Origin of the sequence: Mucilaginibacter gossypii (assembly GCF_900100945.1) — a bacterium.
Classification (GTDB): Bacteria; Bacteroidota; Bacteroidia; order Sphingobacteriales; family Sphingobacteriaceae; genus Mucilaginibacter; species Mucilaginibacter gossypii.
Genome location: NZ_FNCG01000003.1, coordinates 456,999 through 474,069, shown reverse-complemented (window position 1 = coordinate 474,069; position 17,071 = coordinate 456,999). Strand labels below are relative to the sequence as shown.

General features: G+C 42.3%; 12 protein-coding genes. 4 read left to right on the top strand and 8 right to left on the bottom strand.

Going from position 1 to position 17,071, the window contains the following annotated elements; all coding sequences use genetic code 11:
* Positions 1–79 precede the first annotated feature (79 nt).
* The 4 genes from BLS28_RS08100 (at position 80) to BLS28_RS08090 (ending at position 4,014) form a co-directional block, all read left to right on the top strand.
* Positions 80–436, top strand: a complete 357-nt coding sequence (locus tag BLS28_RS08100; protein WP_091164422.1) for an ISAon1 family transposase N-terminal region protein — start codon at positions 80–82, stop codon at positions 434–436.
* Entirely contained in the window at positions 429–608 is a 180-nt protein-coding gene (locus BLS28_RS31310; protein ID WP_256337375.1) for a hypothetical protein, read from the top strand. Before BLS28_RS08100 ends, BLS28_RS31310 begins: the two co-directional genes overlap by 8 nt.
* A gap of 6 nt (positions 609–614) precedes the next feature.
* On the top strand, positions 615–1,412 hold the full coding sequence (locus BLS28_RS08095; protein WP_256337374.1) for an ISAon1 family transposase: 798 nt from the start codon (positions 615–617) through the stop codon (positions 1,410–1,412).
* A gap of 145 nt (positions 1,413–1,557) precedes the next feature.
* On the top strand, positions 1,558–4,014 hold the full coding sequence (locus BLS28_RS08090) for a M1 family metallopeptidase (RefSeq protein WP_218134380.1): 2,457 nt from the start codon (positions 1,558–1,560) through the stop codon (positions 4,012–4,014).
* A gap of 140 nt (positions 4,015–4,154) precedes the next feature.
* Here BLS28_RS08090 and BLS28_RS08085 read toward each other — a convergent pair whose 3' ends face one another.
* From BLS28_RS08085 to BLS28_RS08050, 8 genes are all read right to left on the bottom strand, one after another.
* The gene (locus BLS28_RS08085) at positions 4,155–5,888 is read right to left on the bottom strand and encodes a trypsin-like peptidase domain-containing protein (RefSeq protein WP_091164420.1); all 1,734 of its coding nucleotides are present in this window, start codon (positions 5,886–5,888) and stop codon (positions 4,155–4,157) included.
* 169 nt (positions 5,889–6,057) lie between these two features.
* Complete coding sequence (locus BLS28_RS08080) at positions 6,058–6,615, bottom strand: TlpA family protein disulfide reductase (RefSeq protein WP_091164417.1); 558 nt, start codon at positions 6,613–6,615, stop codon at positions 6,058–6,060.
* Positions 6,616–6,624: 9 nt separating this feature from the next.
* Positions 6,625–8,505: a protein-disulfide reductase DsbD domain-containing protein gene (locus BLS28_RS08075; RefSeq protein WP_091164414.1), complete on the bottom strand. Its 1,881-nt coding sequence runs from the start codon at positions 8,503–8,505 to the stop codon at positions 6,625–6,627.
* 6 nt (positions 8,506–8,511) lie between these two features.
* Positions 8,512–9,636: a TlpA disulfide reductase family protein gene (locus tag BLS28_RS08070; RefSeq protein ID WP_091164411.1), complete on the bottom strand. Its 1,125-nt coding sequence runs from the start codon at positions 9,634–9,636 to the stop codon at positions 8,512–8,514.
* A 148-nt stretch (positions 9,637–9,784) separates the two neighbouring features.
* Positions 9,785–11,221 (bottom strand): PKD-like family lipoprotein, encoded by a 1,437-nt coding sequence (locus tag BLS28_RS08065; RefSeq protein WP_091164408.1) that lies wholly within the window; start codon positions 11,219–11,221, stop codon positions 9,785–9,787.
* Positions 11,222–11,232: 11 nt separating this feature from the next.
* Entirely contained in the window at positions 11,233–12,087 is an 855-nt protein-coding gene (locus BLS28_RS08060; RefSeq protein WP_176844404.1) for a DUF4843 domain-containing protein, read from the bottom strand.
* 19 nt (positions 12,088–12,106) lie between these two features.
* Entirely contained in the window at positions 12,107–13,600 is a 1,494-nt protein-coding gene (locus BLS28_RS08055) for a RagB/SusD family nutrient uptake outer membrane protein (protein WP_091164398.1), read from the bottom strand.
* A gap of 9 nt (positions 13,601–13,609) precedes the next feature.
* The gene (locus tag BLS28_RS08050; protein ID WP_091164394.1) at positions 13,610–17,041 is read right to left on the bottom strand and encodes a SusC/RagA family TonB-linked outer membrane protein; all 3,432 of its coding nucleotides are present in this window, start codon (positions 17,039–17,041) and stop codon (positions 13,610–13,612) included.
* Positions 17,042–17,071 lie beyond the last annotated feature (30 nt).

The following is a 17,071-nucleotide window of genomic DNA, read 5'->3' as shown; positions in this document are numbered from 1 at the left end:
CGATTCAGGATCAAGCAGAAAAATTGTGGGGGAATAAAAAAAATGGTTGCTTTGCAGGCAGAAATAAAAACGTCCACACTTGTCAGCTGCATACGAAACCCTTGTCCGTCTTATCTTGCCCGAAGGGCTTTTGGAATACTTTGAACTTACTGATGTCCTTTCCTCTGAGAACGGCCAATTGGACATTTACCTTGAGGAAAAGAATCTTCCGCCAGCAGGTTATGACAAGCAACAACTTGAGTCGAAAGGATTCTTACCGGAGACAGCTATCCAGGATTTTCCTATCCGGGGCCACAAAGTAGCTCTTTGCATTAAAAGGCGCAGATGGGAAGTTAAAGCAAGTGGTGAGATCATCACAAGGGACTGGAACTTAGTTAGAAAAGGAGCGCGAATGACAACGGAATTCGGCACTTTTTTAAAAGGTATATTTGGATAATAACCCGATCAGCTGTCATTTGTTAGGGCGGCTTTATACAGTTGATGGCAAACAGCTACAGCAGCAATACAAAGACTTTCTGAGCGATTTTCATAGCTGGGATCAAAAAGAACATGCAGATGAATGGATGCTGTTTGAACAAAATATAGGGTCATCGCTAAGCATAGACTAAACAACATTGAGCAATGGTGAACTCTATACCATTATCACCAATAAGGAAGCTAAAGGTGGCAAGAAGGCAATTGTAGCTATGCTAAGGGGCACACAAACGGAGCAGATCATAAAAGTTATCGAACGCATACCGCTGCGTAAAAGGAATAAAGTAAAAGAAGTGACGATGGATATGGCGGCAAACATGATCAAAGCTATCCGCAGGTGTTTTAGCAATGCGAGCCGTGTGATCGACAGGTTCCATGTGCAAAAATTAGCATATGATGCACTACAGGAAGCTCGTATAAAATATCGGTGGGAAGCGCTGGATGCAGAAAGCAGGGCAATTGAACAAGCCAGGCAAAACAAGCAATCTTATCAGCCTGAGCTATTCAGCAATGGCGATACACTAAAACAATTGCTTGCCAGAAGCCGCTACCTGTTGTTTAAGCATGAGTCCAGGTGGACTGCCGCACAAAAAGAAAGAGCCGATCTGCTTTTTCCACGATACCCGGAACTGCTCAAAGCTTATAAACTGGCTATAGGATTGGGTAATATATTCACCATCTGCAAAAGCAAGCAAATCGCCTTTAAAAGATTAGCGCTATGGTATAATCATGTGGAGGATGCCGCAATTGATGCATTTAAGACCGTCGCAAGATCTGTTCATCAACATTATGAATCTATCCTGAATTTCTTTGATAACAGGAGCACAAATGCCTCTGCCGAATCTTTTAATGCGAAAATAAAAGCTTTCAGAGCTACTTCAAGAGGTGTTAGGGATACTACTTTCTTCTTATTCAGATTAGCTAAAATCTATGCTTAACCTTTTAATCCCACAACTTTTCCTCATGACCCAAAAGAAGAGCGATAAGGTGAGGGATGACAAAAACCGATAATTTAAATTTATAGTACTATGTTATAAATAGTACTATAAATATTGTATATTGACCCTAATTATTCAGTAGGACATGAAAATATACTATATCCTTTTATTATCCGGAGTTTTTTTGCTGACAATGGTACGTTGCTCATTAGCCCAGGACAACAATTATCGTCAAAGCCCGGCGAGGGTAAATGATTTGGTCCATACCAAACTAGATGTACGCTTTGACTATAAAAAGCGCTATTTATATGGTAAAGAATGGGTTACTATAAAGCCTCATTTTTATCCAACGGATTCGTTGAGGCTCGATGCGAAAGGGATGGCTATCCACACCATAGGGATCCTGGCAGGTGGCAAGATAAGCCCGCTGAAGTTTACTTACGATAGCCTTAGCTTGGCGATCAGGCTCAACAGGACTTATAATAGTTCTGAGACCTATACCGTTTTTATTAATTACACCGCTAAACCTAATGAACGCAAAGGGCTTCGCAACAATGAGAAAGGATTATATTTTATTAACCCGGATGGTACCGAAAAGAATAAGCCGATTGAGATCTGGACCGAAGGGGAACCAGAAAGCTCCTCCGGCTGGTTTCCCACAATCGATAAGCCTAATCAAAAGACTACTTCCGAGATCAGCATGACCGTACAGGCTAAATATGTCACGCTATCCAACGGCAGGCTCGCCTCGCAAAAGAAAAACAACGACGGTACACGTACCGACACCTGGAAAATGGAATTGCCCAATTCCCCTTATTTGTTTATGATGGCAGTAGGTGATTTTAAAATTTACCATGATCATTGGCACGGTAAAGAAGTGAACTATTATATTGAACCGCAATATGCTTCTTATGCAAGGGATATGTTTGGAGATGTGCCGGAGGCCATAAGTTTCTTCTCAAAAATTACCGGCGTTGACTACCCCTGGAATAAATATGCCGCCATTGTGGTGCGCGATTACGTCAGCGGTGCCATGGAAAACACAACCGCCAATGTTTTCGGCAGTCAAAGCACCCGGCGCGAATTATTGGATCAATATTACAGTTCGGGTGTGGAGCATGAATTATTCCATCAATGGTTTGGTGACTATGTGACTTGCGAAAGCTGGAGCAATATAACTTTAAATGAATCATTTGCCGACCTCGGAGAGATTCTGTGGCTGGAACATAAATATGGGAAAGATGCCGCTGACGAACATTTACAAAACGGATTACAGGGCTATCTTAGCAATCCTGACAACGCTAAAATACCGCTGGTCAACTTTCATTACCAGGCTATACATGATGCCTTTAATGGGGTAACCTATCAAAAAGGTGGACGTATCCTCAACATGCTTCGTAATTACCTTGGCAATGAGGCTTTTTATAGGGGACTGAATATTTACCTGACATCAAACTCTTTTAAAAGTGCCGAAGCACAGCAGTTACGGCTGGCCATGGAACAGGCCTGCGGACTTGACCTGAACTGGTTTTTCAACCAATGGTACTATAATGCCGGGCACCCGGTTTTGGACATCAGCTACCACTGGGATGAATCCGCTAAAACAGAATATGTTTACATCGCTCAGAAACAAGATGGGCAAGTTTTTAAACTGCCAATAGCGATTGATATTTACATTAACGGCAAAACAGAACGCCATAAAATTTGGCTGAATGCAAAGGCTGATACCCTTTCCCTTAAATTGATTGCCAAACCAAACCTGGTCAATGTTGACGCGGATAAAGTACTGGTGGCTCAAAAAACTGATCACAAAACTTTGGAGCAATTTGTTTTCCAGTACTTCAACGCCCCTTTATATCTTGACCGGTACGAAGCCCTTGAAGTCTCTGGAAATAATCAAGGGGATAAAGGCGCTCAAAAAGTAATCTTTGCCGCATTAAACGACAAATTCTCTGGTTTACGCCTCAAAGCCCTGGAAACGTTGGCCAGCGATAAAAAAGACTTTATGACTCTGGATAAAGACCTAAAAGACATCACTCTGCCGCGAGTAATGGAACTGGCAAAAAATGATGACAACACTTTAGTGAAAACTTATGCATTAAGAATACTCGGCAGCTTAAAAAACCTTAAGTATATGGAGATTTTCAAAAAAGCCCTATCGAGTCCTTCCTACCAGGTTGACGCGGCGGGGCTTATTGGAATCAATGAGGTCGATCCCGTTGCCGCTCTGAAATTTGCGGCCAGATTTGAGGATGATAATATAGGCGACTTGACGCAAGCTATTGTCAGGGTGTATGCAGCAAGTGGAGGAGATGCCAAATGGCCTTATGTTTATCAGCGCTATGTTAACGGAACCTTGCAGGAACAAATTCATCTGACCGAAAAATTCTCCAGAATGATAGAAAGTTTGAAGAATCCGGAATATGTTCGACAAGGAATTGCCGAGCTCAAGTATATGGGAATAACCTACAAAAAAGACGGTGCAGCTCCATATATTATCAAATATTTAAAAGCGGTTAAAGAAGCACGGGATAAGACAAATGACATAACGGCTTCAAAGGATATTACAGAAGCAATGAAGCTGATCGAAAATGCTAAATAGGCTTTCAATTTCCTGCTCTGTACGGTTCATCTTCCGAACTAGATTTGGTTATCCGAAAGCAACGGTTCTGAATGAGTTAGCAAGATCTAAAGTAGGCCGAAAGAACCTGCAGCAATGCGAATGGACTCTTGTACGGATAATTAATTACCCTCTTTGCTGTCGTTAATGGCAGTTACTATAAATTGATTTACTGCGACGGCTGGTATCGTAATTGTGCTTGTTCTGCTCAATCTTGCTATATTAATGCCCAAAAACTTTCCGGTGATATCAAATACGGCCCCTCCGCACTCCCACGGTTTTATTCTTGCATCATGAACAAATACATTCCCAAACCCATCTTTTCGAATGCTTTTCCCCCCTATGAAGTGGTCGGCCGGATGATTGGTAATTTTTTGGGTTGGATATTTTAGGGCGACTTTTTTTATTAACTTTTCTCCCTTATGATTGATTGTTATTAAAGTAGTATCTCCGGCGCGGAATTTTTGAAGGGCTTTAAACATATCCAGTTCGTCATTTACAGTTTTGTCATCAATTGCTAAAAGCTCATCGCCGGTTATTAGTCCGGCAGCCTCAGCCGCGCTGTTGGGCTGAATAAAAGTAAATAATAACGTCTGTCCCTTTTGCCGGGCAACAGCTCCCAAATAGCCGTAGCTGGTTTTTTTTGGCAAGCTTACGCCAACGCTTCCCAAAACACTACTACAATACGGAGAATCAGCGCGAAGAGAAATCAAAAAACTACCCAAATCGTTATTACTAAGTGTATCTGCCAATAACATTCCAAGCCTGATACCTTCCTTCCCTAACTTTGAAACGGGCAATAATATCACAAGGTCATTAATTCTGTCTCGTCTGATAATATTTGCCTTAACAGTCTTGCCGCCCGATAATGTAATAAAAGGTTCCTCGCCAATCATTGAACTTTTAGTCAAAATGATATCTGAATTTTTGAAAGCGGTTTTTACATTGACATCATCTAAAGAAAAAATGGTCCCTGCTATAATCTGTTCCTTACCATCAATAACACTCTTAATATTTACACAAGTTGTTTTAAAACGCTTGTTCACACTTTTAAAATACTTATCTGGATTTTCAGCTGCCGGAAAATTATTGGCCGGCTGATTTTTTGAAACTACATTTGTATCCAAAGGCAGGGAAGTATAATTCTCTAAACGGGTTAGTGCTGTATAATATTTACGATAGGTATCTACGGGGATTTCATAATTAACATCCTCCGACTGCTCGATGCCGCTATGGATTCCGATCAAACGGCCAGACAGATCAAACAGGGGGCCGCCCGAATCTCCCGGCTCCATCACGCAAGTTGATTCCATAAAACCATACTTGTTATTTAAATTAGTGATATGTCCAAACCTTACATCAGGTTTGCGTTGTTCCATGCTTTCCGGGTAAGCAATGCTAATACATGGCTGGTTGATTTTGACATCCGAATACCAGCCCATTTCGACAAACGGCCAATCCCCTTTTTGGATTATTTTGAGCATGGCAGCATCCGGCAGCATAAATGTTGGTGCAATGGTAATACGGCCCAAACCACGGGCCAGGCACATTTTCCCATCGGGAAATATTACCTGATAGGTTTTGCCGGGCATTACCACATGTGCTGCGCTTAAGATCTCTCCTCCGTTGGAGACTACAACACCACTAAACTGCGCACTCATCCGGCTATACTGTAAAGTGTCATATTCCCACATCAATACACTGGCAGCATAACCTTTTTTTATCGCAGTTTTTATATTGTCATGTAGTTGCGTAGCTCCGGGCTTTTGTATCCGCTTATCAACATTTTGCGCGTTAGTAACCTGCAGGTTCCATAAGCACTGCAGGAAAAAAAATAATAAAAACCGTTTTGTCATTATACATTATAATTGAACCGTAGCGTTGTCCAAACGCTGCTGTTTAGGGTATCTGCCGATGTAAAAAGAGCCGGTATCAAAACCGGCTCTCCGGAAATTAAACTAAAACTGATGGAAAACGTCCTACCGGGACTGTCTTTATGATAGCCAGTGCTATCCTTATAATTTCTTAATTGTTAAAGATCTTTTTGAGCTGTATATCGATATCAGAGGAAGTGGGATTTATTAAAATCACATTCCCCTCAGCATCAAGCACAATTGCAAAGGGTACCGACTGGATACCCAAAGCATTCATCATCACTGATGTATCTTTGCCATCCTCATATTTATCTATTCCCTGTTGCCAGGGCATTGCTTCTTTAAGCATGGCGTTTTTCCAGGCTTTATTGTTTTGATCAATTGAAATACTAACTATCTCGAATCCTTTAGCGTGGTATTGTTTATATAACTCCTTAAGGTGCGGAATAGCCGCCCTGCACGGCATACACCACGAGGCCCAAAAATCAAGCAGCACCACTTTACCCTTAACCAACGGTGATTTGATGAAGTTGCCATCGGCAGTTTGTAACGTAAAAGCCGGCAAAGGTTTTCCAGCTATTAAATTTTGACTTGCTGTAACAGTATCCTGCTTTTTTAATGATGAAGCATTTCCATCCGCCTTCCATCCGGTGCTTAGGGCAAGCGCTACGGGTGTTACCAACAGCAACCTTTTAAAGTTTATTTTCATTGGGCTTGATTATAAAACCTGTATTTCAATTATTTTTCTTTTAGGCGGAAAACATTTGTTGTTATCACAAACCTGGTAATAAAGCCCGCATTTAATTACAACGCCGGGTTTTAATGAGGCTGCGCTTATTTCCGTTTTAAATGTTGCAATGCCCTCCCAAACAAACATGCCTTCGCCACCGGTAAATGGTACCCCGGCCGATGCTTGCCACTCGCCGCTTGTTACACCTTCGGGCAACTCAATAATAGGTTGTGTAGTAATAAAAGGGCTGTCTTTAGGTACATAGGCGTAAATATGCCAGCCTTGCAAAATCTCAGCCTTAACAACTACCTGCTTTTTTCCGTTTGCTTCATTAATCAATGTTGCGCTCACCGTCACCGGATCGGTACGGGTTGGGATAGTTGCAGCATTGGCAGTTTTAATGTTGCCGGTTGATACGGGCACAATTGCCGCTGTTTCTGTTTTGTAGGTATTCACCATAAACTTAAACCCGCCGGCTTCTGTATAATAAAAGTTGGGCTTGTTTTTGGTTAGCCATTCACGCCATTCTTTGGCAGATGTGAATTTTTCGGTGGTATATCTTTCCAATACCCTTTGGGCCAGGGCAGGCTCCTCTCCTTTCTCAAGCATATTGATACATTTTTCAAGCAGCTCGATTTTGCGGTTAGAGATCCCCAGCTTCTTTGCATCCTCATCCACCTGTAACGAGTAAGCATCAACCGGATAAAAATACTCGAGGTTATCCCGATAGTACTTATGATAGGCCTCTACGTTAGTACCAAAAGCATCATACATGCCGCTGCCGGTCCAGCTTTTAAGATATTCATCAAAACTTTGTACATCATCGGATACGGGCATCTTTAAAAACGCCTCGTTACCTTTACCAATATCCTCGCCTTTGGCTTTACGATCTTTAAGTTCCTGCTGCATTTTTAGCAAGCGGGCGTTACCTTCTTTCCGGGCTATCAGCGTTTTTTGATATAACGCTTTATCGCTACGGTAAATCATTTCATTTACCCACTCACGGTTTTCAATTTGTACTTTTTTCATGATGGGCGCCTGGTGATCAAACTTTTTGATGTAGCAAACTGTGTTCACAAATACATCTTTAGCTTCATCGGTCATATGATTTGGCGAAGCAGAAAAGCCCCACATAAAATAATTACCCTGACGGCCTAACGCTACTGCTTCAGCATTTTTTAAGCAAACACCGCCACTTATAGCTTCGGCATCCGGCGAATCGTTAAATCCCTCGCCATGTGCCACCATGCCGATAATGTATTTATCCTTAGCTGCAGGATCCTCTTTGATCACCTTCCACATAGGCAGTTCCTTCGGGGTAGTTGCTCCCTGAAAGCCGTTAAAAAAAGAACCCGGCGTAGGCCTGTTAACTAAAGTTAACTTCACTTTTACAGGTGTATTAAATATGACATGACTGGTTTTGATGTTCAGCGCATCGTCTTCCAAACACTGACAATACCAATCAAACTTAAGTCCTATCGGCATGCCCACATCGGGAGCCAGCTGATGCATCAAAATAATAGGCCTGTCAAAATTGGCAGGTAATTTTATCGGCCCCGCATCGGCAATTGTTACGTCGACATTGGCAGACATCGAGGCATCGTAATCCCTCACATCCACAACTTCAACTTTGTCAAAGCGCGTTTCTAAAAAAGTTTTAAAATCGGCCATACGGGTTTTCCAGGCCTCATCTACCGCGCCCGCGGCTGTGCTGTAGTAAGTAATATGTTCGGGCTTAGGTTTTGCGGGATCATATCCTACATATAAAACATGGAGTGCCATTTTGCCAACTCTATGTTTTATTACATCACCCCAAGAGGCTACGCTAAACATAACACAAAGCAGAAAAGCCAAAATGATCTTTTTCATACCTGCTTAATTAAAAAGTTCGGCAAGTTTCTTATTGAGGTCTTCCCCGCGCAGATTTGTGCTAATAAGTTTGCCGTCGCGGTCTACCAGGAATGTAGCAGGTATAGCCGAAACGCCATAAAGACGGGCAACGCTGTTGTTGTTGCCATTCAAGTCGCTAACCTGCGGCCATGTCATACCCTCCTGTTGCAGAGCTTTCAGCCATTTGTCACGGCTGTTGTCAAGCGATACCGAAAGGATTTCGAACCCTTTATCCTTGTACATTTTATACTGGCTTAACAGATTTGGGATTTCCTGACGACAAGGTGAACACCAACTTGCCCAAAAATCGACCAAAACGATTTTACCTTTATAATCGGCTAACGATAAGCGTTTGCCAGCAGGGTTGACCTGAGTAAAAACCGGCGCCGGGCCACCTATTTTTAAACGGTAATGTGCATCAATAAATTCTTTGATAGTTTTACCATTATCAGTTGCCTGGATTGCCGGACTGAAGGTTTTGAACACCTGTTCGGCTACTGTAACCGTTTTTTCATTAGATGCAGTGCCGAACAGCGCTACCGGTGCAAAGAACGAATCGGGGTGCGTTTTGGCAAAATCGAGATTTTTGCGCTGAAAATCGGCAATCATTTTATAGTGATGGCGGGCAACCGAATTGGTAAATGCGGTATCATTCACCAACTCGGGCGCTGCCGCAATTTCAGCATTAGAAATATGATCGATGTCCCATGGCATCGGTCCTACAGCTTTCACATAAGCCGAATATTCATCATATGTTTTGGATCCGCTCATCTGGGCGTTTGCCAGGGAATCTTTAGAAACTATATTAAGCGTTTCATTAGAAAAATTAAAGTAGAGAATATCGCCGCCATGGGTGGCAATCTCCCGGCCGGCGCCTTTATGATCAAGTGCAAGGCGTACAGAACTGTATGAGTTCATCCTACCTGTGAAATGAAAAGCGCCGTTAACTAATGTGGTCGAATCTTCATGCCCCTTGCCGTCTGTCATAAAGCTTAAATAAACTTTCTGACCGTTGAGATTGCCAATCTGCCCATTAATAGCGAACTGGTTAGTTTGGCCGGCGGCGTTCAACGCAGCCATGCTCAAAATTAAGTTTAGTAGTTTTTTCATTTCTTTATATGTTATACATCGAGTCGACAGGTTACGTTATACTTTTCAAGGATGAAACGCTCTTGTTAATGTCATGACTGCGGCCAAAAACACAAAAATCATTCATGCTGTTGGTTAATCTTTTATGTGGTTTTGATTAGTTAGTTTTTTATCTGCTCACAATGTCAACCGGTTCGCCCGGTATACCGGTTATTGTTTTGGTGATATTACCGGTTTTAGAAACACTTACGTCAAGTGTATAAACTGCCCCGTCTGCGCCAACAGTAAGGGTGTTGTCATCCAAACTGATCTTCATCATGGATACCTTTTTACCGCCAAAGTCTGCGTCGAGCTGTCTTATATCTTCATTAATTGGGTTATAGCGGTAAATTTTCCCTTTTGATGAAAAATAAAACACATTTAAGCTATTCACCACCCATTTGGTATTATCATCAATTAAGGCGCTGCCTTTAAATGTGCGTTTGCCCAGCCCTTTAAATGTCCGGTCATCGCCCATAGGGTAGCTAAAACTTAGTTCGGTTATGGTACCTGTCGCTGTTTTAAAGAAAGCATAGGAAGGGCCACCTTCTGTAGGTTTCATGAACAACAAATTATCGTATCCTACATTTTTAGGGTCAAAGCCAGTGCTTGCGGTATCAATCTGGTAATTGGTGCCAGAGTAAGTACCATCGGCCCCGAAGGTAATAAAGGCTTTTCCTTTAAGATTGTAACCGATAAAAAACGAGCTTCCATGTGTAAAATATTTAGACATGGTGTAATCACCGCCCTGTTCGTTGGCAAATTTGCCGTAGTCATCAGCAAAAGGAGCTGTTGAGGATACACCTACATATAGCTTACCATTGATAACCCCCGTTGGCACTGTTCCCATTTGTACGGGGCCTAAAAATGGTTCCAGATAACCCGCATTGATGACGGCCGGCGGCGAGAAGAACTGCGCTGCAAAATCCGTTCGTTTTAATAAAGTACTGGCATCAAGCACCACCCCGCTTTTATTAGGATCGTTGCTTAGCACCCAATATTCCTCTTTGGTATTGGGTTGATAAGGGAGTGGTTTTGAATAGTACAATTGAACCGGATTGATAGGCAAATCGCCTTTATTAAGTGATTTATAAATATCGCCCAACACCGTTTTATCGGGTTTTACAAATGATAGTTTGGTAACCCCATTATCGTTACTCAACACCAAAATACCTGCCGAAAACTGGGTCGTACCTGTAATTTTGAAAGGGAACGTATAAAATAATCCGTTCCGTTTGTCGGTAATTGTAAGCTTACATGCGCGGTCGCCGGGGCCTAAATTGTAGACCATTTTCAAAGGGTAGCCTTTGTAAACTGCTTCCCGGAGTTCTTCTTGTACGGTGATGTGCCATTCAAAATCAAGATCCTTTAAGGGATCCGCACCGGCCAAAGTAACCTTGGGGTTTATGGTGAGCGTATCGCCCAGCAGGGCTGCAAATGTGGCGTTATTAATGCCGGTAACTACCGGCTCGGAAGGTGGCGAGTATACATAATTGCCCAGGTCTTTTTTACATGAAGTATAAAATACCATTATGAGCGCCAATAGAGCTATCGATTTAAATTTCATGACCTAAGTGTTTAATTGATAATAACCTGCTGACCATTTTCATCAACAAAAAAGTACTTACCTGCCTGCGCATAATACTTGAGGTAAAACTTCTTACCGGGCGAAGAAGAACTATAAAAATCATAATCGTTGCTTCCATCGGCCCTTTTGGTAAGCACATAACCTTTTTCCGGGTATCTTGCTACCCATGCAAACGGATCATTAATAAAGGTCCTCACGTTATCTATATAATACAGTGTACGCGGAATCTGCAGATAAGCGTTCGGTTTTGACATATCAACCAGATCGGTAGTGCCCGAAGAGATCAGGAACAACTGGTGTTTTATCCTGCTATAAGGGCCCAGGTTACCCATCCAGTAAATCCACCATGCCGGCTGCTCCAAACGCGACGAATAGAGGATAGATCGTGTCCTTAATGCCACAGGCAATGACGAATTAAAATCCTGACCACCCGAAACAAGAATGGTAAGCATTACAGACTTATTTGCAAGTTCGGGGTCGCTGTTTTTAATGATCACCGGTACCTTTACAGTACCCGAATCAGCAGGCATAGCGTACGATGGCTTAAGCGCTTCATAATGCAAACCAGATTTGGCCGTGGTAGCCGTGTCAACTACGGTTATCGCAAACTTCCTTTCAGTTTTTGATCTTTGCCCCGAAATAATTATTGGCACCCAAATGGTATCCTGCGCCAGGGTAGGATTATAGGCGAAGGAATAGGTTAATATCGATGTATCCTGGCTGCCGTCTTTATTCTTATAATTCAGATAAATGTTATCCCTGGAGCCATACGTAAGTAATTGGTCTTTTTTGCAGCTAAAAAGAGCCGCTACGACCACTAAAACATAAAATATCTTTCTTTTCATTGTTATAAATGGTATGGGATCAATTATTGTAAGCCGCCTCGTCATCGGGGATCGGGAACACGTAAATGCTGTTTGATGCAGGATAGATCTGGCCGCTGGCCGCCACTATATCAAGATTTAACCGCTTATACATATAAAAGATCTGGCTCTCGCCGTAAAACTCTTTCCGGGCGTCTTTAACCAATTCATTGATAAAAGCTGTTTTGCCTAAAGTAGCGGGCAACAGATCAATAATGCCGCGGTGCGTACGGACGGTATTTAAGTACTCTATTGCCTTGGTCGGATTGCTATCATAAATAGCCTCAGCAGCAATGTAATATGCTTCTGTTAAACGAAAACCCGGGGCCATCAGCGGGTGCAGATTTTTTAACGGCGAACTGTTCACCAAATATTTAACCAGGTAGCTGCGGTTTGGGGTTACATCTGTGGCTGTAAAAAACCATTGCCTGTAGCGCCAGTCTTCGGCACCCACGGTATTCTTTTCATAAATGTTATCTAACTGCAGCGGTGTTGGCTGATATTGAGCAACGTTAGCCGCGCTGAACAGGGTAACCAGCGCATTATTTTCATTAGCCTGAGGCGCATACCAACCAAACACCAGTTCGTTGTAAAACACCCTGTCTTTTTGCTCAACATTGTTGTTAAAGGCATCGTCCTTTTGTGTCCAGGGAAATTTGTTGGCATTTATTACGTCGGTAGCGTTAGAGAGGGCATTTTGATAATCATTTTTATACAGGTAAACCCTTGCAAGTTCACCGCACACTGCATAATAATTAAGCCTGTGCCTACGGTTTTGCAAAAACAAGCTGCTAACCATTGTTTCCGTTTGCTTAGGGCCAACATAGCCGTCGGGATAGGTTTTATTAGGATATCCGACAATGTAAGCGGGTGAAAGAATTGGATCTGTACTACTCAGAAGTGCACGTGCATTACGCAGATCAACTATGGCGTTGTTAATTACCTCACCTACTGATGAAAACGGTGTACTTTTAATGCTTACTGTGGTTACATAAGGTATCCCTTTAGCATTTGGGTTAGATTTATACGAAGCCCCAAACATGCGTAAAAGATCAAAATGCAGGTACGCGCGCAGGGCAAGTGCCTCGCCTTTAATGATGGCATAGTTGTTACCCGAAAATACAGCCTTTTGCTTATCTATTACCTGCAGTATCTCATTGCAGTTGCCAATGGCATTGTATACCGACGACCAGATCTGGCTATTTTTATCCTTTAAAATGTTTTGGCTATACTGAAAAGAAGCGATCTTCTGAAAATCGGTATTGGAGAACGTATAGTTCTGCGCCATGATATCCAGGTTGCTGAACGTAAGGTTTCCTGCATACAGGTCTGCCTTTGTGCACCTGGAATAAACACCATTTAAAGTCTCTTCAAAACCATCTTCGGTATTAAACAACTGCTCTTTATCTACATCAGATTCCGGCTGTACATCCAAAAACTTTTTACATGATGTAAACATCAGCAAGGGGATTATAAAAATTAAATATCTTTTCATGGTTATGTGTTAAAATGAACCCAATAATGAAAATGTTAAGCTGCGGGCGAAGGGATAATAGATACCCCGTTCTGCCTGAATAGTTGAAGCCCTGAAAATATCGTTCGCTGTGGCTGCCAGCCTCAGATTTTGAAGTCCTAAACGGCGAATGGCATTTGGCTTAAAATCATATGACAGGTAAAGCGACTGCAGTTCGATCAGGTTATCTTTTTGTATAAACCGTGATGATACATAGGTATCGGTGAGGTCGGTAATGTTTTTGAAAAACGTGTGGTCGCCAGGTTGTTTCCACCTTTGCTCCAGTACGCGGCTATCTACGTTAAAGCGAGGGTCGGCATTTTCAACCCTGTCAATAAGGGTTTGGTTAAAGGCCTGCCCGCCAAAACGGTAATGGAAGCTAAAGCTTAGCATAAACCTTTTGTATGATACCGTGCTGCCAAAAAATCCTTCGGCTTTTGGCGTAGTATTACCTACATCCTGCACATCCTTAACATCCCATATATAAGTTAGGGTTCCATCTTTTTTCACCAGGATCTCTTTGCCGTTTTCAGGATCAATACCCAATGACTTAACTGCATAAATGGTATTCAATGATTTGCCTTCAACATACCGGGTTAGCGGCGTTGAAAAAGCGTTGTTGTCCTTGTTGGTTTGGAAGTTATCTATATTGCTGTTAAATGCCTTCAAGGCATCAGATATCCTTACTATTTTGTTAACGTTGTGAGCAAGGTTACCCGTCAGGTTTATATTCCAGTCCGATGCGTGAAAAACCTGTGCTACAAGGTAAAGCTCATAACCTTTGTTTGACATATCGCCAAGGTTATCTTTATAAGTGCTGAAGCCCGTTGATGGCGCAAGGTTGATATCGGTGATCAACCCTTTGGTAAGTTTGTAGTAGTATCTTGGCGAGATAACGATCCTGTCTTTAAACAAACCGATGTCCATACCTACATCGGTTGTGCGGGTTTTTTGCCACTCCAGGTTGCTGTTACCATAGCCTAATATAGTAGCGCCAATACCTGTTGAATACCAGTGTTGTGTATCATACAGGTAGATTGAACGCGATTGGTATGCCGGGAAGCTGATAGAACCAAGGGTAGCAATACTTCCTTTAAGGCGCAACTGGCTTATTACATTTGAACCCCGAAAGAAGCTTTCCTTATGAATGTTCCAGCCGATACCTAACGAGCCGAAAGGAGCATAACGCCTGTCGGCGCCAAAAGTCGATGAACCATCAACCCTTACGGATGCATCTAAGAGATATTTGTTTTGAAACGCGTAGTTACCCGAAAAGAAAGCGCCGGCCGTTCTTGACCTGGTTACATCGCCATAAGGGCCTGAGTTTTCTTTATAAATGCGGGCAAAACCTATATTGGTGAACCTGTCGTTTGAAAAACCCTGGGCCGAAAATGTTTTAACATCAGCCTTTGACGCTAAAATATTGGCACCTAACACAAGGTTGAAATAATGATCGCCCAGTTGCTTGTTATAGCCGATGGTTACGTTACCGTCGAGGTTAAGGCTGGCATTGGTACCATAATCGTAGGTTCCTTTGTTATTCGCCTGATCGGCGGCAAAATTGTAAAAAACACTGCTTAACGGTGACACGTATTTATCAGATGTTGTGCCGGTTTTATTTACGCTCATTAATGCCCTCAAACGCAAACTTTTTGATAATTTATAATCGACTGAAAACGACTCCAGGATCTCCGTATATGCCAATTTATCAAAGCTGCTCAGGCTGGCTTCATACAAGGGATTAAATACATTTTCGGTAATGTATTGATCTTTTCCCTCGCGAAAAGTATTTACACGCCAGTTGGCAAGCTCCTGCACCAATCTGCCTGTGCTGTCCCTTATCGGGAAATATGGGTTGGCGTTTACATATGTCGAAAAATCACCATATGGAGAATTGGCCTGATTAACCTGCGTAATGGTCAAATCATTCCTGATGATAAGTTTTGAGCTTGGATTATAGGTAAAATTTACACCGCCGCTGTACCGGGTATTATCCGAGCCTTTCATAACCCCAGGCTGTGTCTGGTAACGCAAATCGATACCATACCTGAATGACTGATCGCCGCCCTGCGCGTATACCGAATGTTTTTGCTGATAGGCATTTCGTAAAGGCTGCGACAACCAATAAGTATTAACACCGCTAGCTACATTTTTTAGCCGCGTGAACAACTGGGCATCAAGCTCGTCCTGTTTGGTATCACCACTGGTAGATGTCTTTGTATCATATAAACCAACAAGCTGCTCGTAAGCTACCTTTTGTTTTGCGTTAAGCACGTGATAGTCGGACAGATCGGGGCCATTGAAAGTAAGCTCATAATTGTATGATAACTGCAGCTTTCCTGCAACAGGCGCTTTGGTAGTGATCACCATTACACCGTTGGCTGCCCTTGAACCATAAACCGCGGTAGCTGCACCATCTTTCAATAAGGTAACCGATTCGATCCGGTTAATATCCAGGTCAACTACTTTTTGAAGCGATACTTCAAAGCCATCAAGGATAAAGGCCGGCAGGTTATAATTGCTTGAAAGATTGTTACGGTCAAGTATTTTATCATTGATGGAAGGGATAGCTGTGGCGCCCCTTACGTTGATCTTTGGCAGCTTGTTTGGATCCGAACCGATAAAGTTATTATCAAGTACTTTAAACGACGGATCAAACGAGGCTATGCTTTTGATCACGTTTTGCGGATTATTACGCTTCAGATCGGCACCACTTACTGTGATAGCATTACCGGTATAATTATCTTTTTTGATAACCTGGTAACCGGTTACCACAATGTCTTTAATGTTATTAATATCAGGCAAAAGCCTCACTACAATCGATTGGCCTGCTACCACCTTAACTTCCGCCGATTTGTAGCCCATAAATGAGAATATTAATGTTTGCCCTGCATCTGCCTGTACATTAAACTCCCCCTTATCATTGGTTTGGCCTATTACTCCCCTACCCCCCTTAACGGCAATATTTACGCCCGGTAAGGTGGTTTTACTTACCGAATCCAACACACGGCCACTCACCGAAACCTTGTTGATAGTAACCGGTTCCGTCCTCGGTTCAGGTATTTTATTTTGGATTACGATGGTTTTAGATACAATAGTAAAACTCAGATCGAAGTTTTTAAGACAGGCGCTGAGCACGTCAACAAGCTGCGTGTCATGAAAATCGGCATCCACTGTTTTGCCTTTTATATTCACTTTTTCGCTGTAAAAAAACAAATAACCTGTTTGTTGTTTTATATCCTTAAAAACCGATTCAAGGCTCTTATTTTTACCGGATATGGTTACCGTTTGAGAATAACTTGCTGCGGATAAGTGCAACACGCCAACAAGCAACAGTATAGTGGTGAGTTTCAATACTAATAAGAATTTGCACTTTACCCCCCGTATTGCGCATACGGCGTTGTAAAGAAAAGTTAATTTCATATTTTTGAATAAGATTGGGTTAATAAAATG

Bases quoted from the DNA above. Each gene is read 5' to 3' on its own strand.
- BLS28_RS08070 (WP_091164411.1), bottom strand. From the start codon at position 9,636: ATGAAAAAACTACTAAACTTAATTTTGAGCATGGCTGCGTTGAACGCC.
- BLS28_RS08065 (WP_091164408.1), bottom strand. From the start codon at position 11,221: ATGAAATTTAAATCGATAGCTCTATTGGCGCTCATAATGGTATTTTAT.
- BLS28_RS08050 (WP_091164394.1), bottom strand. From the start codon at position 17,041: ATGAAATTAACTTTTCTTTACAACGCCGTATGCGCAATACGGGGGGTA.
- BLS28_RS08090 (WP_218134380.1), top strand. From the start codon at position 1,558: ATGAAAATATACTATATCCTTTTATTATCCGGAGTTTTTTTGCTGACA.
- BLS28_RS08055 (WP_091164398.1), bottom strand. From the start codon at position 13,600: ATGAAAAGATATTTAATTTTTATAATCCCCTTGCTGATGTTTACATCA.
- BLS28_RS08060 (WP_176844404.1), bottom strand. From the start codon at position 12,087: ATGAAAAGAAAGATATTTTATGTTTTAGTGGTCGTAGCGGCTCTTTTT.
- BLS28_RS08085 (WP_091164420.1), bottom strand. From the start codon at position 5,888: ATGACAAAACGGTTTTTATTATTTTTTTTCCTGCAGTGCTTATGGAAC.
- BLS28_RS08080 (WP_091164417.1), bottom strand. From the start codon at position 6,615: ATGAAAATAAACTTTAAAAGGTTGCTGTTGGTAACACCCGTAGCGCTT.
- BLS28_RS08075 (WP_091164414.1), bottom strand. From the start codon at position 8,505: ATGAAAAAGATCATTTTGGCTTTTCTGCTTTGTGTTATGTTTAGCGTA.